This is a genomic window from Janthinobacterium sp. 78, assembly GCF_003096775.1.
Lineage (GTDB): Bacteria > Pseudomonadota > Gammaproteobacteria > Burkholderiales > Burkholderiaceae_D > Janthinobacterium > Janthinobacterium tructae.
On sequence record NZ_QENT01000001.1, the window covers coordinates 5,917,927 to 5,937,179 of the forward strand.

Annotated in this window: 16 protein-coding genes; 8 read left to right on the forward strand and 8 right to left on the reverse strand. The window is 61.6% G+C overall.

The genetic code is table 11. The annotated features are described in order from the left end of the window. Positions 1-4: 4 nt before the first annotated feature. The 6 genes from sucD to recA all read right to left on the reverse strand — a co-directional run bounded on the left by sucD (position 5) and on the right by recA (position 6,388). A complete protein-coding gene (sucD, locus tag C8C92_RS26025; RefSeq protein ID WP_071075329.1) occupies positions 5-886 on the reverse strand; it encodes a succinate--CoA ligase subunit alpha in 882 nt (293 codons plus the stop codon). A 13-nt stretch (positions 887-899) separates the two neighbouring features. Beyond that, positions 900-2,069 carry an ADP-forming succinate--CoA ligase subunit beta gene (sucC, locus tag C8C92_RS26030; RefSeq protein WP_099761992.1) on the reverse strand — a complete coding sequence of 390 codons (1,170 nt, stop codon included), beginning with the start codon at positions 2,067-2,069 and terminating at the stop codon, positions 900-902. A 75-nt stretch (positions 2,070-2,144) separates the two neighbouring features. Next, entirely contained in the window at positions 2,145-2,705 is a 561-nt protein-coding gene (locus C8C92_RS26035) for a DUF2889 domain-containing protein (RefSeq protein ID WP_071075327.1), read from the reverse strand. A gap of 289 nt (positions 2,706-2,994) precedes the next feature. Continuing rightward, positions 2,995-4,533 carry a class I SAM-dependent methyltransferase gene (locus tag C8C92_RS26040; RefSeq protein WP_116745682.1) on the reverse strand — a complete coding sequence of 513 codons (1,539 nt, stop codon included), beginning with the start codon at positions 4,531-4,533 and terminating at the stop codon, positions 2,995-2,997. A gap of 95 nt (positions 4,534-4,628) precedes the next feature. Then, a complete protein-coding gene (recX, locus tag C8C92_RS26045; RefSeq protein WP_099761990.1) occupies positions 4,629-5,084 on the reverse strand; it encodes a recombination regulator RecX in 456 nt (151 codons plus the stop codon). Positions 5,085-5,287: 203 nt separating this feature from the next. Further along, entirely contained in the window at positions 5,288-6,388 is a 1,101-nt protein-coding gene (gene recA / locus C8C92_RS26050) for a recombinase RecA (RefSeq protein ID WP_096238005.1), read from the reverse strand. Between the two features lie 249 nt (positions 6,389-6,637). Here recA and C8C92_RS26055 point away from each other — a divergent pair, with 249 nt between their 5' ends. The 5 genes from C8C92_RS26055 to C8C92_RS26075 all read left to right on the forward strand — a co-directional run bounded on the left by C8C92_RS26055 (position 6,638) and on the right by C8C92_RS26075 (position 12,596). Beyond that, positions 6,638-7,372, forward strand: a complete 735-nt coding sequence (locus C8C92_RS26055) for a response regulator transcription factor (protein WP_116745683.1) — start codon at positions 6,638-6,640, stop codon at positions 7,370-7,372. A 26-nt stretch (positions 7,373-7,398) separates the two neighbouring features. Continuing rightward, entirely contained in the window at positions 7,399-8,901 is a 1,503-nt protein-coding gene (locus C8C92_RS26060; protein ID WP_243420442.1) for a sensor histidine kinase, read from the forward strand. Continuing rightward, entirely contained in the window at positions 8,894-9,208 is a 315-nt protein-coding gene (locus C8C92_RS26065; protein ID WP_116745684.1) for a DUF4212 domain-containing protein, read from the forward strand. Before C8C92_RS26060 ends, C8C92_RS26065 begins: the two co-directional genes overlap by 8 nt. Beyond that, entirely contained in the window at positions 9,205-11,253 is a 2,049-nt protein-coding gene (locus C8C92_RS26070) for a sodium:solute symporter family protein (protein ID WP_116745685.1), read from the forward strand. The genes C8C92_RS26065 and C8C92_RS26070 overlap by 4 nt, the downstream gene beginning before the upstream one ends. Before the next feature lie 116 nt (positions 11,254-11,369). After that, entirely contained in the window at positions 11,370-12,596 is a 1,227-nt protein-coding gene (locus C8C92_RS26075) for a 6-phosphofructokinase (RefSeq protein WP_099761986.1), read from the forward strand. Here C8C92_RS26075 and C8C92_RS26080 read toward each other — a convergent pair. Next, positions 12,593-13,453, reverse strand: coding sequence for an IclR family transcriptional regulator (locus C8C92_RS26080; protein ID WP_243420363.1), 861 nt, complete (start codon positions 13,451-13,453; stop codon positions 12,593-12,595). The two genes, C8C92_RS26075 and C8C92_RS26080, sit on opposite strands and share 4 nt — an antisense overlap. Before the next feature lie 151 nt (positions 13,454-13,604). Between C8C92_RS26080 and C8C92_RS26085 the strand changes: the two genes are divergently transcribed. Beyond that, positions 13,605-15,221 carry a choline dehydrogenase gene (locus tag C8C92_RS26085; RefSeq protein WP_116745687.1) on the forward strand — a complete coding sequence of 539 codons (1,617 nt, stop codon included), beginning with the start codon at positions 13,605-13,607 and terminating at the stop codon, positions 15,219-15,221. A gap of 128 nt (positions 15,222-15,349) precedes the next feature. After that, entirely contained in the window at positions 15,350-16,681 is a 1,332-nt protein-coding gene (locus C8C92_RS26090; RefSeq protein ID WP_116745688.1) for an MFS transporter, read from the forward strand. A gap of 185 nt (positions 16,682-16,866) precedes the next feature. Here C8C92_RS26090 and purM read toward each other — a convergent pair whose 3' ends face one another. After that, complete coding sequence (gene purM, locus C8C92_RS26095) at positions 16,867-17,910, reverse strand: phosphoribosylformylglycinamidine cyclo-ligase (protein WP_096238012.1); 1,044 nt, start codon at positions 17,908-17,910, stop codon at positions 16,867-16,869. 188 nt (positions 17,911-18,098) lie between these two features. Between purM and C8C92_RS26100 the strand changes: the two genes are divergently transcribed. Then, complete coding sequence (locus C8C92_RS26100; protein WP_116745689.1) at positions 18,099-19,181, forward strand: AI-2E family transporter; 1,083 nt, start codon at positions 18,099-18,101, stop codon at positions 19,179-19,181. Positions 19,182-19,253: the final 72 nt, after the last annotated feature.

Sequence of the window (19,253 nt, forward strand, 5' to 3'; positions counted from 1 at the left end):
GGAATTACAGCATGGCTTTCAGCAGACGCGCCATTTCCGACGGGTTTTTGGTTACGGTGATGCCGCAAGCTTCCATGATTTCCAGCTTGGCTTGTGCCGTATCGGCACCGCCCGAGATCAGCGCGCCGGCGTGGCCCATGCGCTTGCCTGGAGGAGCGGTCACGCCAGCGATGAAGCCGACGACCGGTTTTTTCATGTTGTCTTTGATCCAATACGCCGCATTGGCTTCGTCCGGACCGCCGATTTCGCCGATCATGATGACCGCGTCGGTATCTGGATCGTCATTGAACATCTTCATGATGTCGATGTGCTTCAGACCGTTGATCGGGTCGCCGCCGATGCCGACTGCCGACGATTGGCCCAGGCCCAGTGCGGTCAATTGACCGACTGCTTCATAGGTCAGGGTACCCGAACGCGATACCACGCCGATGCGGCCCTTTTTATGGATGTGACCTGGCATGATGCCGATCTTGATTTCGTCTGGCGTGATCAAGCCTGGGCAGTTAGGGCCCAGCAGCAAGGTTTTGCTGCCCGACTTGGCCATGCGGTCCTTCAAGGCCATCATGTCACGTACAGGAATGCCTTCGGTGATGCAAATGGCCAGATCCATTTCAGCTTCGACAGCTTCCCAGATCGCCGCTGCCGCGCCTGCTGGCGGCACGTAGATCACGGAAACGTTGGCGCCGGTTTCTTGTTTCGCTTCGGTGACGCTAGCGAAAATAGGAATGCCTTCGAAGTCTTCGCCGGCTTTCTTCGGGTTCACGCCTGCCACGAAGGCAGCTTTGCCGTTCGCGTAGTCGCGGCAACCGCGGGTGTGGAACTGGCCGGTCTTGCCGGTGATCCCTTGGGTAACGACTTTGGTATCTTTATTGATCAGAATGGACATGTTGATTCCTTAATTAAGCTTGACCGGCAGCAGCGGCAACGACGCTCTTGGCTGCATCTTCCATGGTGTCGGCTGCGATGATAGGCAGACCGGAATCGGCCAGCATCTTTTTGCCCAGATCTTCGTTGGTGCCCTTCATGCGCACCACCAGCGGTACGTTCAGCGAAACGGCTTTCACCGCGGCGATGACGCCTTCGGCGATCACGTCGCAACGCATGATGCCGCCGAAAATGTTCACCAGGATGGCTTTCAGGCCTGGGTTTTTCAGCATGATCTTGAACGCTTCGGTCACTTTTTCTGCCGTGGCGCCGCCGCCGACGTCGAGGAAGTTGGCTGGCTCGCCGCCGAACAGTTTAATCGTGTCCATGGTGGCCATGGCCAGGCCGGCGCCGTTCACCAGGCAGCCGATGTTGCCGTCGAGCGAAATGTAGGCCAGGTCGAATTTCGACGCTTCGATTTCAGCTGGATCTTCTTCGTCCAGATCGCGCAGGGCGATGATTTCCGGGTGACGGAACAGGGCGTTCGGGTCAAAGTTGAACTTGGCGTCCAGGGCGATGACTTTGCCGCTGCCGGTGACGATCAGCGGGTTGATCTCGGCCAGCGAGCAATCGGTTTCCCAGTAGGCTTTGTACAGGCCTTGCAGGTTGACGCGGGCGTCAGCGATCGAACCGGCAGGCACGCCGATTTTGGCGGCGATGTCGTCTGCCTGGGCATCGGTCAGGCCGACGCTAGGCTCGATGGTGACGTGGTGGATCTTCTCAGGGTGGCTCTCGGCCACTTCTTCGATGTCCATGCCGCCTTCGGACGAAGCCATCAGGACGATTTTCTGGGTAACGCGGTCGGTGACCAGCGAAACGTACAGTTCTTGTTTGATGTCGGCGCCTTCTTCCACCAGCAGGCGGTTGACTTTCTGGCCTTCGGCGCTGGTCTGGTGCGTGATCAGCTGCATGCCCATGATCTGGTCAGCGTATTCTTTGACCTGTTCGATCGATTTTGCCACTTTCACGCCGCCGCCCTTGCCGCGGCCACCTGCGTGGATCTGCGCCTTGACGACCCATACCGGGCCGCCCAGGGTTTCCGCGGCCTTGACTGCCTCGTCGACGGACATGCACGGAATGCCGCGTGGTACCGTCACTCCGAATTGCCGGAGGATTTCTTTGGCTTGATACTCATGGATTTTCATGCTGGCTTCCCTTCTGATACTGATTTGTAAAAATACGGTTAGTGGTGCAAAAAAACAGGAAATACAGCGCCGGGGTCACGCTTTGGCTACCCAGCGCGGGTAGTACTGTGCAACTGCCCCGCCATCGGTGCGCAAGGCGTGACACTTGTCGAGTTGAAACGGCTTTTCATGCGACAAATCAGCATTCTCACCGTCACGGGTCGACCAGACATCGCCGGCAAATGCCTGAACCGTCGCAGTCGGCAAGACTTGCGCCAGTTCCGTCAAATGGGTACAGCCAGCGATTCCCGCCAGGCGCTGTTTCAAGTCGCGGCGGAAATTCTTCAATAAATTCAAACCGATCAGCGCACTGTAAGCGGGGCCGATGGTATCGCAAAAACCGGGATAGGGCACGGCATCGGAGGCGGCTTCGGCCTCGACGATGGTCAGTTCGCGATCGACGGTAATGCGTAAATGGAGGTCATGCAGGGGAGTGCCGGCGGGACGGGGGCCAGAGGCCAGGGTCGCGTCATAGCTTTTGATATCAGTGATACGGGCGTCAATATCCCACAGGCCGTCGTCGCGCACATACGCTTGGACGTCGATAACGCGGGAGTGCCGTAGGGCGCGCCGGGATACGGGAGTTGACAGGGGCATAAGACCGATGCCGCTTGCGCGGCCAAAATTTAGTAAGCAGCCATGTGCATAAAGCACGCCGTTCGCAGCTTCTACGAACAGCAACCGCACCTGCGGCGCCGCAAAAACCCTAAAAGTGTAGCACATTGCGCGCAGGTTGCGCCGCAACATAATTTTTCATTGCATCGTTAAAAACATTTCAAATTATAAATAGAAAACAGTGATTTTCATGAAGTCATTCACGAAACAAATGATTGATATCATAAAAATCACTACCATCGTCATGCCGCGAGGTGTTTCGGCCTCAGCATCAATCGGCCACGCCCAGCGCCTGCAGGATGGGCAGTACGGTGACGCGGAAGCTTTCCGCCTGCACGGCCAATTCAGCCAGGTTGTCTTCGTCCGTCGTCAGCACTGTGCCATTGCGTACCATGGTTTGCTGCAGTGCGCGCAAAGCCTGCCAGGCAAATGCCGCCCAGGCGTCGGCCTCCAGATGCCCTTCCAGTCTGGCCAGCAGGAACAACTGTTGCAGATGCAACACACCGACACCACCGCCCGTCACCGGGCTGGCCAATGCGGCCAGGTCGGTGCGGCCCAGGGCCTTTTCCAGCAGATGCCGGTTCAGCCTGGCCGTGGCCGGCCGCGCCAGTGCGATCACGGCGTCATCCTGTACCGGCGAGATGCAGGCTTTATGCGCCAGCACCAGCAGCATCTGCAGCAGGCTGCCCAGGTCAGCCAGGCCGGCGGGCAAACGCTGTTGCAGTTCGGCTATGGTATGCGGCTTGCCGTCACCGAGCAGTTCCAGCAGGGGGCCATACACGGCCGGGTCCAGGTCGGCCTCGCCCAAGGCGCCCGTCACCTTCATGGTGATCTGCTCGACCGGCGCCACCAGCAGGATGCGTATGGCGCGCAGTGCGGCAGCCTGTTCATGGGCGCTCAGCTTGCGACTGCCCTTGACCCAGTAATCCTGGCGAAACTGCCGGTTCAGCAGAAAATCGGCGGTGTTTTCGCGGAAAGTGGCATCCGGAATCTGCGCCAGGAAAGCCAGGTGTTCGGGCGAGAAATTGAGCGGGGCAACATGATCGGAGTAGGCAGCCGAACCGGCAAACTCGAGCTTGCCCCCTGCCAGCACCGGCTTGATGGCCGAAAACGATACCGGTTGCCAGTAATGATTGAAGTATTCGTGGGACAGATAATTCGGATCCTGCTCGCTGAGCTGCTGCAACCTTAGCGCAATGGTGGGATTGGCCAGCAGGTAGCGCGGCTTGGTCTCCATCATGCGGTTGACGAAGGATAGCGCGCTGCCCACGCGCGTCAGGGAGTCCTGCCCCGGCGCACTCAGCACGCGGCTGTGCTGCTCCATCAGGTCGCGGATCGGCGCCATCGCCGCCCAGCCCGCCTGCGTGTTGTAGCTGATGTACAGCACGCCGCCCGGCTTGAGCTTGCGCGCCAGGAAGTCGCTGATATGCGCCTGGTTTTCCGGCGAGATCCAGCTCCAGATACCGTGCAGGGCGATGAAATCGAAGTCAGGCAGGTCGCTGCGGGCGCAAAAATCCTGGAACGATTGTTCCGACAGCACGGCGCCATTGCCGGAGACCTCGGCCAGTTCCTGCGCAAAGGCAGTCTGGGCCGGATTGAAATCGGTGCCATACCAGCGTGTGCCGGACGCTGCGGCATGGATATTGACGGTCATGCCCTGGCCAAAGCCCAGTTCGCATGCGGTGCTGACCTTCGGTGGCTGTATGCCCCAGCTCAGCAGCAACAACTGTATGCGCAAGGGGTTCAATTCCGTGTAATAGCCGTAAGTGTATGCGGTTTCGGCCGTGTAGCCGGCATGCCAAGCGCTCATCAGGTGTCCCGTATATCAAGTAAAAAAGCTGGGACGCAACATGCGCAGCAGCAATTAGGCAGAATAACTGATCCTTGCTGTCAAGTTAATAAATATTACTCATCGTCGGGCTCCAGGCCTTTCAAGGCCACCTGCACGGCGCGCTGCGAAAAGCCGCGTTGCATCAGGAAGCGCACCTGCTTGTTGCGCTGTTCGGCATCCTGCGCCACTTCACCGAATTTGCGGCGCCACACTTCGCAGGCGCGCGCGGTCTCGCCTTCGGCCAGGCCCGCCTTGAGTTCCTGCAGCGCCTCACCGCCTATGCCATGGCTTTGCAATTCCGCCATGATGCGGCTATTGCCGAAACGGGCCGAGCGGCGATGGATCAGCGATTCGGAAAAGCGCTCCTGCGACAGCCAGTTGGCTTGCTCCAGGCTGTCGAGCAAGGCTTCCACATCATCGCCTTCCTGCGCATGGCGCTGCAGCTTGCGCCGCAATTCCATGCGGCTATGCTCGCGCATCGACAGAAAGCGGAGCGCCCTGCCCTTCAGGCTTAGTTGTACTGCAGCCATACACCCACCTTGTCTTTCATTCCACGATCACAGCACCCAAACACAATCGCCGCCCGGCGCAACAGCGCGGGACGGCGATCAGGGTCCTACCTTGCGGCAAGCCATGCGTAGGTCGGATCAGGCCCCTTGGGCCGTAATCCGACAACATTGTTGACGTCTGTGGTGTTGTCGGATTACGCACGGCTTTGCCGCGCTAATCCGACCTACTCTGCCTTGGCTTCCGCCTTGGCAGCCTTGTCGGCGGCTTTATCCGCTTTTTCCGGCTTTTCAGCAGCCAGCGGTGGCAGTTCGCGCACGCCCAGCGACGCGCGGACCTTGTTTTCGATTTCGCGGGCCAGCGCCGGACGCTCTTGCAGGAAGGCGCGGGCGTTGTCCTTGCCCTGGCCGATGCGTTCGCCGTTGTAGCTGTACCACGAACCGGATTTTTCCACGATCTTGGCATCCGAGCCCAGGTCCAGGATTTCGCCTTCGCGCGAGGTGCCGGCGCCGTACAGGATGTCGAAGTGCGCTTCCTTGAACGGTGGCGCGATCTTGTTCTTGACGACCTTGACCTTGGTTTCGTTGCCAATCACTTCATCGCCGGACTTGATCGAGCCGGTGCGGCGGATATCGAGGCGCACGGAGGCGTAGAATTTCAGCGCATTGCCGCCGGTGGTGGTTTCAGGGCTGCCGAACATCACGCCGATCTTCATGCGGATCTGGTTGATGAAGATGACCAGGGTATTGGTGCGGTTGATGGAACCGGTCAATTTACGCAGGGCTTGCGACATCAGACGCGCTTGCAAGCCTGGCAGCGAGTCGCCCATGTCGCCTTCGATCTCGGCGCGTGGCGTCAGTGCGGCCACGGAGTCGATGACGACCAGGTCGACGCTGCCCGAACGCACGAGGGCGTCGCAGATTTCCAGTGCCTGCTCGCCCGTGTCCGGTTGCGAGATCAGCAATTCGTGCAGGTTAACACCCAGCTTTTGCGCGTAACCGACGTCGAGCGCGTGCTCGGCATCGATAAAGGCGCAGGTGCCGCCGAGTTTTTGCATTTCAGCAATGGTTTGCAGGGTCAAGGTGGTTTTACCCGACGATTCAGGACCGTAGATTTCCACCACGCGGCCGCGCGGCAAGCCGCCTACGCCCAGCGCGATATCGAGGCCGAGCGAACCGGTCGACACGACTTGCACTTCTTCGATCACCGCGCTGGCATCCATGCGCATGACCGAACCTTTGCCAAACTGCTTCTCGATCTGCGCCAGTGCGGCGGCGAGCGCCTTGGCTTTTTCCGATGCGGGTACTACAGCTTTTTTATCGTCCATATGTTCTTTCAGCCGTTCTACAGTTGCGAATCCAGTTGAATCCTGCAGCCTGCGATAGCGCCAGTGGGTTAAATTCTTTACACAGACAGTACTGTATAAAAAAACAGTGATCAATGCAAGCGGAACGTGGATTTGTTTTGAAACAGATCAATACAACCCTGGTTTTTCACAAAAACTATCCACCTTGCGGAAAATGAAACACAATACACACTTCAGATGTCCTGATGTTGCAAGCATAGGAAGTGCACCATGCGTATTTTACTTGCCGAAGATGACAGCGTGCTGGCCGATGGTCTGACCCGCTCGCTGCGCCAGTCCGGTTATGCCATCGACTACGTGAAGACCGGCCAGGAGGCCGATACGGCCCTGTCCACCCAGGAATTCGACCTGCTGATCCTCGATTTGGGCCTGCCGAAGATGTCCGGCCTGGAGGTGCTGCGCCGCCTGCGCGCGCGCGCCTCGCTGCTGCCGGTGCTGATCCTGACGGCTGCCGATTCCATCGAACAACGCGTGAATGGCCTCGACCTCGGTGCCGATGATTATATGGCCAAGCCGTTCGCCCTGTCGGAACTGGAGGCAAGAGTGCGCGCCCTGACACGCCGCGGCGCCGGCGGCGGCGCCACCGTCATCAAGCACGGCCCCCTCAGCTACGACCAGGTGGGGCGCAGTGCCTACATCAACGACCAGATGCTCGACCTGTCGGCGCGCGAACTGGGCTTGCTGGAAATCCTGCTGGGCCGCACCGGCCGCCTCGTCTCGAAAGAGCAACTGGTCGACCACCTGTGCGAATGGGGTGAAGAAGTGTCGAACAACGCCATCGAGGTGTATGTGCACCGGCTGCGCAAGAAGATCGAGGTGGGCGGCGTGCGCATCGCCACCGTGCGCGGCCTCGGCTATTGCCTGGAAAAATACTCGGAAGCGGCGCGCCTGAACGCCGAAGCGAACGAAGCGGCAGGCCCGGCCAGCGGCCCCGCCAGCAAGTGAAGGCGCGCGAAGCGCCAGCGGACGAGGTGGACGACGACGACTGGTTCGAACCGCCCACCACGGAGCAGGATGACACCATCGAGCATTCGCTGTTTGGCGAAATCCTCGACTGGATGCTGGCGCCCTTGCTGCTGCTGTGGCCGATGAGCATCGCCATCACCTACCTGGTGGCCAAGGGCATCGCCAATCAACCGTTCGACCATGCGCTGGAAGACAGCGTGACGGTGCTGACGCAGCAGGTCAAGCAGGCCGACGGCGCGCTGCTGCGCCGCGTGCCGGACAAGAACCGCAGCGGCCGCGACTTCCTGCGCGCCGACGATGTCGACACCCTGTATTACCTGGTGGTGGGCGGGCGCGGCGAATACCTCGACGGCGACCGCGACTTGCCGCCGCCGCAAGAGCCCGACAAATACCGCAGCGGCATGGTGCTGTTTCGCAACGACACCATCCACGGCACGCCCGTGCGCGTGGCGTTTACCTATCTCGACATGCCGTCCGGCAGCGACGACGAACCGCGCCGCACGCTGGTGCAAGTGGCAGAGACGCTGGAAAAGCGCGCCCAGTTGGCCAATGAAATCATCAAGGGCGTGATCTTGCCGCAGTTCATCATCCTGCCCGTGATCCTGGCCCTGGTCTGGTTTGCCCTGGCGCGCGGCCTGTCGCCGCTGGCACAATTGCAGGAGCGCATACGCGCCCGGCCGCCCGACGACCTCTCTCCCATCGAATCGGGCCAGGTGCCCGAGGAAATCACGCCATTGGTCGGTTCGCTCAACGAGATGCTGGCGCGGCTATCGCTGTCGATCGACATGCAGAAACGCTTCATCGCCGATGCCGCGCACCAGATGAAAACGCCGCTGGCCGGCATGCGCATGCAATCCGAGCTGGCCCTGCGCCAGACCGACCACGACGAGATTCACCGCTCGCTGCTGCAGCTGGCGAAAAGTTCGGAAGCGGCCACGCGCCTGGTGAACCAGCTGCTGGCCCTGGCGCGCGCGGAAAACCAGCCGCAGGCGGGCACGGCGTTCGAGCCGATCGAGCTGAGCGAACTGGCGCGCGGCGTGGTGCAGGACTGGGTGCAAGCGTCGTTTGCCCAGCATATCGACCTGGGCTTCGAACAACCCGCGTATTCGATCATGATTTCCGGCAATCCCATGATGCTGCGTGAACTGCTGAGTAATCTGATCGACAATGCCCTGCGCTACACGCCGGCTGGCGGCAGCGTCACGGTGCGCGTGCGCAGCACCCTGGAACTGGCCATCCTGGAAGTGGAGGATACGGGCCCCGGCATACCGCAGGCCGAGCGGGCGCACGTATTCGAACGCTTTTACCGCATTCTCGGCAGCAATGTCGATGGCAGCGGCCTGGGCTTGGCCATCGTGCGCGAGATTGCCCAGCAGCATGGCGCCGAAGTCGATATTTTTAACAATCCGCGCGCGCAGTCGCCGAAGCTGCCGGGCACCCTGCTGCGCCTGAGCATCGCCCTGCTGTTGCCGGACGCGCCAGAAGAGGATGACATCACGTATGGATAAGCCCAGCCTTCCCGCGGCGCCGCTGCGGCCGGCGCGCACGCCCAGCCCCGAGCTGCAGGCGCGCCGCGACGTGCACTGGCACAAGACGCGGCGCCTGACGGCCATCCTGCTGCTGATCTGGCTGCTGACGGGCTTCCTGACCGTGTTTTATGCGCGTGAACTGTTGCACCTGAACCTGTTCGGCTGGCCGCTGCCCTTCTATATGGCGGCCCAGGGCGCCTCGCTGGTGTATCTGGCCATCATCGCCTTGTATGCCTGGCGCATGCGACGCCTGGACCGCGATTTTCATGCCGAGGAGCAAACATGAGCGGCCAGCGCAGCTTCTTTGCGCGGCTGTGCCGCTACTATTTGCTGTTTACCGCCGGTTTCGCCGCCTTCCTGCTGGCGTTGTCCGTGCTGGAACAGGAAGGCATGCCGCGCGCCTGGATCGGCTACCTGTTCATGCTGGTCACCATCACCCTGTACGCCACCATCGGCGTCATCAGCCGCACCTCGAACGTCACCGAATACTATGTGGCGGGGCGCCGAGTGCCGGCCATGTTCAACGGCATGGCCACGGCCGCCGACTGGATTTCGGCCGCCAGCTTCATCAGCCTGGCCGGCGGCCTGTACCTGAACGGCTTCGACGGTCTGGCCTTCATCATGGGCTGGACGGGTGGCTATTGCCTGGTGGCGCTATTGATCGCGCCCTACCTGCGCAAGTTCAGCCAGTACACGATTCCCGACTTCCTCGCCGCCCGCTACGGCAGCGGCACCGACAAACGGGGCGCCAGCGTGCGCGTGGTGGCCGTGGCCGCCACCATCATCGTCTCGTTTACGTATGTGGTGGCGCAGATCTACGCCGTCGGCCTGATCGCTTCACGCTTCACGGGCGTCGATTTTTCCGTCGGCATCTTCCTGGGCCTGGCCAGCATCCTCGTCTGCTCCTTTCTGGGCGGCATGCGCGCCATCACCTGGACGCAGGTAGCGCAGTACATCATCATCCTGGTCGCCTTTCTGATTCCCGCCATGTGGCTGTCGGTCAAGCATGCGGACAATCCCGTGCCGCAGATCGCCTACGGCAAGGTGCTGCCGCAACTGAGCGCGCGCGAACACGTGCTGGAAACGGACCCGAAGGAAAACGAAGTGCGGGCCATCTTCCGCCAGCGCGCACAGAGCTACCAGGAGCGCATCGCCGGCTTGCCCGGTTCCTGGGAGCAAGGCCGGCTGGCGGCCCAGCGCCAGCTCGATCATTTGCGCCAGCGCAATACCTCGCTGTTCGATATCCGCAACGCGGAGCGCTACCTGATCGCCTATCCGAAAAGCCCGGACGAGGCACGCGTGCTGTGGCAGGCGGCGCAGGCGCAGAATCAGAAACGCGCCGAACCCATCATTCCGCACGCGCAGCCGTTTCCCGCTGCCGACCGCGAGCAATCGGACATCAAGCGCAACAATTTCCTGGCCCTCGTGTTTTGCATGATGCTGGGCACGGCCGCCCTGCCGCATATCCTCATGCGATCCTACACCACGCCCTCCGTGCACGAAACGCGCGTCTCCGTCTTCTGGGCACTGTTTTTCATCTTGTTGATCTATCTCACGATTCCTGCGCTGGCCGTGCTGGTCAAGTACGATATTTACTCGGCACTGGTAGGCACGCAATACACGAACCTGCCCACCTGGGTGTCGTACTGGGCCAATGTGGACAAGCTCAGTCCCCTGATCAGCATCGTCGACGTCAACCGCGACGGCATCGTGCAACTGGCGGAAATTTCCATCGATGCCGACGTGCTGGTGCTGGCCACGCCCGAGATCGCCGGCCTGCCCTACGTGATTTCCGGCCTGGTGGCGGCCGGCGGCCTGGCCGCCGCCCTGTCGACGGCGGACGGCTTGCTGCTGGCCATTTCCAATGCCCTGTCACACGATATCTATTACAAGGTGGTCGATCCCAGCGCCTCGACGCAAAAGCGCGTGACGATTTCCAAATTGCTGCTGCTGGCCGTGGCCTTCATCGCCGCCTATGCGGCCTCGCAAAAGCCGGCCGATATCCTGTCACTGGTGGGCGTGGCGTTTTCCCTGGCCGCCTCGACCCTGTTCCCGCCGCTGGTGCTGGGCGTGTTCTGGAAACGCGCCAATTACCAGGGGGCGCTGGCCGGCATGTTCACGGGCTTTGGCGTGTGCCTGTATTACATGCTGCATACCAGCACCATGCTCGGCGGCAATGCCAGCGGCCAATGGCTGCATATCGCGCCCATTTCCGCCGGCATCTTCGGCGTGCCGGCCGGCCTGGCCGCAGCCATCCTGGTCAGCTGGCTGACACCGGCGCCGGGGCGCCGCAGCACGGGGCTGGTGGAACATATCCGGGCGCCGGAGTAACAACGCAGCAAGGACTGGGCAACGTGGAGAAATTCCTCGACAGAACGATCGGAAAAGACAGCGCCCCGGCAAAAAAGGAGTAGGCTGGAGGGCCGCTCCATTTACGAGGAAATCCCATGCCGTCTGGAAAAATTCTTGTTGCCCAGGGAGGCGGCCCCACCGCCGTCATCAACCAGTCGCTGGTGGGCGTGGTGCTTGAATCGCGGCGCTTTCAACATGTCACGCGCGTGTATGGCGCGCTGCACGGCGTGCGCGGCATTATCAATGAAGAATTCGTTGATCTGACGCAGGAAACCAGCCACAACCTGGAACTGGTGGCCGCCACGCCGTCCTCTGCCCTCGGCTCCACGCGCGACAAGCCCGATATTGCCTACTGCCAGCAAATCTTTGAAGTCTTGCGCGCGCACGAAATCGAGCATTTCTTTTACATCGGCGGCAACGATTCGTCCGACACGGTGCGCATCGTCAGCGAGGAAGCGCACAAGGCCGGCTATCCGCTGCGCTGCATCCACATCCCGAAAACCATCGACAACGACCTGGTCGGCAGCGACCACACGCCCGGCTTTCCCTCGGCCGCGCGCTTCGTCGCGCAAGCGTTCGCCGGCGCCAACCTCGACAATGCAGCCTTGCCCGGCGTCTACGTGGGCGTGGTGATGGGCCGCCACGCGGGCTTCTTGACGGCCGCCTCGGCGCTGGGCAAGAAGTTCCCCGACGATGGCCCGCACCTGATCTACGTGCCGGAAAGAGTCTTCGTGCTGGAGAATTTTCTCGCCGACGTGAAAGCCACGTATGAGAAATACGGCCGCTGCGTGATCGCCGTCTCGGAAGGCATCCACGATGCCTCGGGCGAACCGATCGCCAGCCTGCTGGCGCAACAGGTGGGCAACGAAGTCGAGCGCGATGCGCACGGCAATGTGCAATTGTCGGGCACGGGCGCGCTGGCCGACCTGCTGTGCGACGAAATCAAGACCAAACTGGGCATCAAGCGCGTGCGCGGCGATACCTTCGGCTATTTGCAACGCTCCTTCATCGGCTGCGTCTCCGACGTCGATCAACGCGAAGCGCGCGAAGTGGGAGAAAAGGCGGTGCAGTTCGCCATGTGGGGCGACCGCGACGGTTCCGTCGCCATCAAGCGCACGGGCTTTTATTCCGTCGACTACGAGCTGCTGCCCCTGACGGAAGTGGCAGGCAAGACGCGCACCATGGAAGACGAGTTCATCAGCGCCAGCGGCACGGACGTGACCGATGCTTTCCGGCTGTATCTGCGCCCGCTGCTGGGTTCAGGCATGCCCGATGCGTTCCGCCTGCGTGCAGCCAAGGTGGCAAAGGTCTTGAAACCTTAGCTGTTTTCTGCCAGCAACAGCGGCCGTAGTTTCACGGCCGCGTCCTTCAACTGCGGCACGTGCTGCAGCAGCTGCTCCACGGACTTTCTCGCCACGGGCGCGTGGCAGGCGACGGCCGCCACGATGCGCCCGTCGGCCGCGCAGATGGGTACGGCCACGGCCACCATGCCGTGCACGAATTCCTCATCGTCGATACCGATGCCCAGGCGGGCGATGCGCACGATCTCGCGTTCCAGCAGCGCGGGGTCGGTGATGCTTTTCGGCGTTCGCGCCTGCAAGGTCAGCATGGCCAGCAGCTCGCGCCGCTCCAGCAAGGTCATGTGTGCCAGGAATAATTTTCCGCTCGCCGTGCAATGCATGGGCGCGCGCGTACCGAGCACCAGATGCAGGCGCAGCGGTTCCTGCGTTTCCACCCGGTCCACATACACGATCGCGTTGCCCTCGGGAATGGCCAGGTTGCACGTCTCGCCCGTGGCCGCCACCAGGCTGCCCAGGATGCTGCGGCTCACGCGGATCAGGGCATTGTTGCGCAAGGTCGCCAGCGCCAGGTTGGTCGAAGCCGCACCGGGCACGTAGCCGCGTCCCACGGGCGTGCGCAGCACATAGCCGTGCTGTTCCAGCGTATCGAGCAGGCGCATCATGCTGGCCTTGGGCACCTGCATGCGCGCCGCCAGCTGCGACAAGGTCAATGGCTGGCTGGCGCTGGCCAGGTGCTCGATCAGGCGCAGCACGCGCAAGCCGCGCGCCTCGTCGCCATGGCTGGCCGCCGCGCTGGCAGCCACCGCGCCGCCCGCCGAACTGTCTTCTTCGGCCTCGGCTGGCCGTTTTTGAAACGCATCCTGCATGTTCTGTTTCACCTCTCGCGTATGCGGCTGTTTCCGCTTGTCCCGGCGCTGCTCGTCTTTTATAAATGGAACCAGACGTTCCAAAACATCAAATAAAAGACCAGTGTATCGCAAAAATCGCCCGCAAAGGCAAGCGATGCCGCCAACGCAGGAGACCAGGGCAATGTTACAAACACACTACGATTACATCGTCGTCGGCGCCGGTTCGGCCGGCTGCGTGCTGGCCAACCGCCTGTCGCACGACAGCAACAACCAGGTATTGCTGCTCGAAGCGGGCGGCAAGGACAACAATCCATGGATACACGTGCCGGTCGGCTATTTCAAGACCATGCACGATCCCAAGCTGGACTGGTGCTACCGCACGGAAGCGGACGCCGGCATCGCCGGGCGCCAGTTGCAATGGCCGCGCGGCAAGGTCCTGGGCGGCTCCAGTTCGCTCAACGGCTTGCTGTATGTACGCGGCCAGAAAGAAGACTACGACCGCTGGGCCGAACTGGGCAACGCAGGCTGGAGCTATGCCGAGGTGCTGCCCTATTTTAAAAAATCGGAAGACCAGGAACGCGGCGCCAGCGACTACCATGGCGTGGGCGGTCCCTTGAAGGTGTCGGACCTGCGCCTGCGCCGCCCCATCGCCGAACATTTTATTGCCGGCGCCACGGAAAGCGGCATCCCCTTCAATGCCGATTACAACGGCGCCACGCAGGAGGGCGTGGGCTACTTCCAGCAAACGGCCAGCAAGGGCTTGCGCTGGAGTACGGCGAAAGCCTTTTTGCGGCCCGCCCGCAAGCGCAGCAACCTGCGCGTGGAAGTGCGCGCGCACATCATGCGCGTGCTGTTCGAGGGCAAGCGCGCCGTCGGCATCGAGTACCGGCAAGATGGCCAGCTGCGCCAGGCGCGCGCCAGCGGCGAAGTGATTTTATGCGCGGGCGCCATCGGCTCGCCGCACATCCTGCAATGCTCGGGCGTGGGGCCGCGCGCCCTGCTCGGTGCAGTCGGCGTGCCGCTCGTGCACGACTTGCCCGGCGTGGGGCAGAACCTGCAAGACCATTTGCAAATCCGCCTGGTCTTCAAGACGCGATTAAAAACCCTGAACGATGAAGTCAACAGCCTGTGGGGCAAGCTGTGGGTGGGCATGCAATATGTGTTTTCCCGCTCGGGGCCACTGACGTTGGCGGCCAGCCAGGTGACGGTGTTTACCAAATCCTCGCCCGAGGTGGAGCGGCCCGACATCCAGTTCCACATGCAGCCGCTGAGCGCCGACAAGCCGGGCGAAGGCGCGCATCCGTTTTCCGCCTTTACGTCGTCCGTGTGCCAGCTGCGCCCGCACAGCCGTGGTCACGTCTCGATCAAGTCCGCCGATCCCCTCGCCTATCCGGGCATTTATCCGAATTACCTGTCCGACCCGCGCGACCAGCGCACGGCAATCGCCGCCCTGCGCGTGGCCCGAAAAATCGCCGCCGCCCCGTCGCTGGCGCCGCACATCATTTCCGAGTTCGTGCCCGGCCCGCAATTCGAGACGGATGCGCAGCTGCTGGACGCTGCGCGCCGCTTCAGCCAGTCGATCTACCACCCCAGCGGCACCTGCAAGATGGGGCATGACGCCATGGCCGTCGTCGATGACCGCCTGCGCGTGCACGGCATGCAGAACCTGCGCGTGGTCGACGCGTCGATCATGCCGGAAATCGTCTCGGGCAACACGAATGCGCCCACCATCATGATCGCCGAAAAAGCCGCCGACATGATCCTGGCGGACGCGGTGCGGCTGCCGCGGGCGGCCTGACCCACCCATTCTATTCCCGGCAAGGAGGATGTCAGCGGCGGGCAGACGGCCCCGCCCCTCAATGACCCGGCGACAAGCCAGGCATCAAAAAAACACACATAATCGATATCGATTGGAGACTAGATATTATGGATAACAATCCGAACCATCCGAAAAAAGCCAAAGAGCTACGGAAAGTCGTGATGGCCAGCGTGATCGGCGCCACCATCGAGTGGTACGACTTCTTTTTATACGGCGTCGTCGCCGGCATCGTGTTCAGCAAGCTGTATTTCCCGGGCGGCGATCCGCTCGTCTCGACCATGCTGGCCTACGGCACCTTCGCCGTGGGCTTTTTGTCGCGCCCCATCGGCGGCGTGATCTTCGGCCATTTCGGCGACAAGATCGGCCGCAAGAGCATGCTGGTGATGACCCTGATGATCATGGGTGTCTCCACCTTCCTGATCGGCGTGCTGCCGACCTACGACCATATCGGCTACTGGGCGCCGGGCCTGCTGCTGTTCCTGCGCGTGCTGCAGGGCATCGGCCTCGGTGGCGAATGGGGCGGCGCCGTGCTGATGGCGTATGAATATGCGCCGCCGAAAGAACGCGGCTTCTATGCCAGCCTGCCGCAGATCGGCCTGGCCATCGGCCTGTGCCTCGCTTCCGGCGTAGTGGCGATCCTGTCGTACAGTCTGACGGATGCGCAATTCTTGTCATGGGGCTGGCGCGTCGCCTTCATTTTATCGGCGGCCCTGGTCTTCATCGGCATGTGGATACGCCTGAACGTGATGGAAACGCCGGAATTCCAGGCGGTGAAAGAGAAGAACGCGGAGACGCAGATTCCGTTTTTCGACCTGCTGAAGCGCTATCCGGGCAATGTATTGAAAGGCATGGGCGCGCGCTATATCGACGGCGTCTTCTTCAATATCTTCGGCGTGTTTTCCATCACTTATCTGACCAACACCATCAAGATCGACCGCACGGAAGCGCTGATGGGCGTGATGGCGTCGGCCGTCGTGATGTGCTTTTGCATCCCCTTCTTCGGCCGCCTGTCCGACCGCATCGGGCGCAGCAAGGTGTTCTTCTGGGGCGCATTGATCACGGGCGTGTCGTCGATTCCCGCCTTCTGGATCATGCTGCATCACGCCGACAATCCGCTGCTGCTGTGGTGTTCCGTGATCATCCCGCTGGGCGTGCTGTATTCGGCAGTGTACGGCCCGGAAGCGGCGCTGTTCTGCGACCTGTTCGATGCCAAGGTGCGCTACACGGGCATCTCCTTCGTGTACCAGTTCTCCGGCATCTTCGCCAGCGGCCTGACGCCCATCATCGCCACCTACCTGCTGAAAACGGGCAATGGCGAACCGTGGCACATCGTCGGCTACATCCTGTTCGCCTCCCTCGTCTCGGCCGTCAGCGTGGCCATGATCGGCAAGGGCGGCGCGCAGCCCGACGGCCGCATGAAACCGGCGCACGTGCGGTAAGCTGGCAACAGGCGTAAAAAAAGCAGGCTCTCAAAGAGGCCTGCTTTTTTCTTACGTACGCCACGGCGCCTGACAAAACCGTAGCGAGCGCCAGTGATTTGTGGCTAAGAAGCGCAACCGTACTCTAGTACGGTGAGCATCGCAGGCCGCAAAGCGCGGCGCGCAGTAGGTTTGGTCAGGTGCGATCAGATCACGATGGTTTGATGCTCATCACCCACGCGCGCACGGATGGTACCGATGCGCGAGACGCTTTCGCCGGCCGCTTGCAATTGCGCGATGGCGGCGTCCGCGTTTTCCTGCGAGACGATGACGGTCATGCCGATGCCGCAGTTGAAGACGCGGTGCATTTCGGCGTCAGCCACGCCGCCGTGCTGTTGCAGCCACGTGAACAGCGGTGGCATGGTCCATGCCTTCGAGTCCAGCTCGGCCACCAGGCCAGGCTGCAGCACGCGCGGGATGTTTTCCACCAGGCCGCCACCGGTGATGTGCACCATGCCTTTGACTTCCATGGCGTCCATCAGTGCCAGCAGCGGCTTGACGTAGATGCGCGTCGGCTGCATCAGCACGTCGGCCAGTTTACGGCCGTGGAAGTCGCCTTCCAGGTCAGGTTTTGCCACTTCGATGATCTTGCGCACCAGCGAGTAACCGTTCGAGTGCACGCCCGACGAGGCCAGGCCCAGCACCACGTCGCCCGGGGCGATCTTGGTGCCGTCGATGATTTTCGATTTTTCCACGGCGCCGACGGCAAAACCTGCCAGGTCGTATTCGCCGGCCGGGTACATGCTCGGCATTTCCGCCGTTTCGCCGCCGATCAGCGCGCAGCCCGCTTGCTCGCAACCCTGTGCGATGCCCTTGATGACGTCGGTGGCAATCGCCACATCCAGTTTGCCGCAGGCAAAGTAGTCGAGGAAGAACAGCGGTTCGGCGCCTTGCACCAGGATGTCGTTGACGCTCATGGCGACCAGGTCGATGCCGACCGTGTCATGGCGGTTCAGTTCGAACGCCAGGCGCAATTTGGTGCCGACGCCGTCGGTGCCCGAGACCAGCACCGGTTCCTTGTACTTCTTGCTGATTTCAAACATGGCGCCAAAACCGCCCAGGCCGCCCATCACGCCTTCGCGCAGGGTGCGCTTGGCAAACGGCTTGATTGCTTCGACTAAAGCGTCGCCTGCGTCGATATCGACGCCAGCGTCACGGTAGGAAAGGGAAACATTAGAAGTCTGGTTCATGGTGTGGTGGCAGCGGAGGCGGTAAAATAGAAGGCGGATACCCGCCGGTACGCGCGCGCAAGTATGTTTTTCAACATCGTGCGGCAGGACGCCAGCGGGTGAATTCGGTCGATCAAGTCGCTATTTTATCAAACTGCCCCGCCATTTCGTAATTAACTGCCTTTTTTTAACGCAACAGCACAAACTACATGCCATTCGCCATCACCGCCGAGCAGAAGCAAACAGCATTTTGGATCGCGGTCTGGCTGGCATTCCTGCTGCTGCTCGTCAGCCTGGGCCCCATCCTGACGCCCTTCCTGGCCGCCGCCATCCTCGCCTACGTGCTCAATCCGGGCGTGGACCGCTTGCAACGCCTGCATTACAAGCGTTTTTACGTGCCCCGTCCGCTGGCCGTGCTGGTCGTCGTGGTGTTGTTTTTCCTCGCCATTACCGCGCTGGTGCTGATCGTCGTGCCGGTATTGCAAAAGGAAATCCCCTTGCTGCAAGCGCAGATCCCGCAGTTCCTGAACAAGGCGAATGATTTCCTGGCGCCAAAACTGCGCGACCTGGGCATCCGCGTGCGCCTCGACGGCACGGGCATCAAGCGCATGCTGGGCCAGCAGATGGCTACCAGTGGCGATGAAATCTGGAGCACCGTGCTGGCCTCGGCGCGCATCGGCGGCACGGCCGTGCTGGGCTGGCTGGCCACCGTGGTGCTGATTCCCGTCGTGTTGTTCTACCTGTTGCTGGACTGGCATCCGATGCTGGCACGCATCGCCGGCGCCGTGCCGCGCCGCTGGGTCGGCCGCACGGTGGGCATGGCGCAGGAAGTCGACACCCTGCTGGCGCAATACCTGCGCGGCCAGTTGCTCGTCATGCTGGTGCTGGCCACGTATTACTCGGTGGCGCTGGCCATCGCCGGTTTTGAAGTGGCATTGCCTGTGGGCATCATCACGGGCTTGCTGGTGTTCATCCCCTACCTGGGCTTCGGCCTGGGGCTGATGCTGGCCCTGATCGCCGCCCTGCTGCAGTTTGCCGACTGGAGCGGCGTGATCGCCGTGGCCGTCATCTACGGCTGCGGCCAGGTGATCGAAGGCTTTTTCCTCACGCCGCGCCTGGTGGGCGAGCGCATCGGTCTGAACCCGCTGGCCGTGATCTTCGCTTTATTGGCCTTCGGACAACTGTTCGGTTTCGTCGGCGTTTTGCTCGCTTTACCCGCTTCTGCCGTCCTGATGGTCGCTTTTAAGCATCTAAGACGCCACTACCTGTCCAGCAGCTTCTATAATGCGTGACAAGGTGACTGACATAAGCTACTGCGCGTCGCACTTTGCGGCCGGCGATGCTCACCGTACTAAAGTACGGTT

What these genes read in the sequence shown, in the direction of transcription:
- sucD (WP_071075329.1), bottom strand. Translation starts at nt 886, where the DNA reads ATGTCCATTCTGATCAATAAAGATACCAAAGTCGTTACCCAAGGGATC.
- sucC (WP_099761992.1), bottom strand. Translation starts at nt 2,069, where the DNA reads ATGAAAATCCATGAGTATCAAGCCAAAGAAATCCTCCGGCAATTCGGA.
- C8C92_RS26035 (WP_071075327.1), bottom strand. Translation starts at nt 2,705, where the DNA reads ATGCCCCTGTCAACTCCCGTATCCCGGCGCGCCCTACGGCACTCCCGC.
- C8C92_RS26040 (WP_116745682.1), bottom strand. Translation starts at nt 4,533, where the DNA reads ATGAGCGCTTGGCATGCCGGCTACACGGCCGAAACCGCATACACTTAC.
- recX (WP_099761990.1), bottom strand. Translation starts at nt 5,084, where the DNA reads ATGGCTGCAGTACAACTAAGCCTGAAGGGCAGGGCGCTCCGCTTTCTG.
- recA (WP_096238005.1), bottom strand. Translation starts at nt 6,388, where the DNA reads ATGGACGATAAAAAAGCTGTAGTACCCGCATCGGAAAAAGCCAAGGCG.
- C8C92_RS26055 (WP_116745683.1), top strand. Translation starts at nt 6,638, where the DNA reads ATGCGTATTTTACTTGCCGAAGATGACAGCGTGCTGGCCGATGGTCTG.
- C8C92_RS26065 (WP_116745684.1), top strand. Translation starts at nt 8,894, where the DNA reads ATGGATAAGCCCAGCCTTCCCGCGGCGCCGCTGCGGCCGGCGCGCACG.
- C8C92_RS26070 (WP_116745685.1), top strand. Translation starts at nt 9,205, where the DNA reads ATGAGCGGCCAGCGCAGCTTCTTTGCGCGGCTGTGCCGCTACTATTTG.
- C8C92_RS26075 (WP_099761986.1), top strand. Translation starts at nt 11,370, where the DNA reads ATGCCGTCTGGAAAAATTCTTGTTGCCCAGGGAGGCGGCCCCACCGCC.
- C8C92_RS26085 (WP_116745687.1), top strand. Translation starts at nt 13,605, where the DNA reads ATGTTACAAACACACTACGATTACATCGTCGTCGGCGCCGGTTCGGCC.
- C8C92_RS26090 (WP_116745688.1), top strand. Translation starts at nt 15,350, where the DNA reads ATGGATAACAATCCGAACCATCCGAAAAAAGCCAAAGAGCTACGGAAA.
- purM (WP_096238012.1), bottom strand. Translation starts at nt 17,910, where the DNA reads ATGAACCAGACTTCTAATGTTTCCCTTTCCTACCGTGACGCTGGCGTC.
- C8C92_RS26100 (WP_116745689.1), top strand. Translation starts at nt 18,099, where the DNA reads ATGCCATTCGCCATCACCGCCGAGCAGAAGCAAACAGCATTTTGGATC.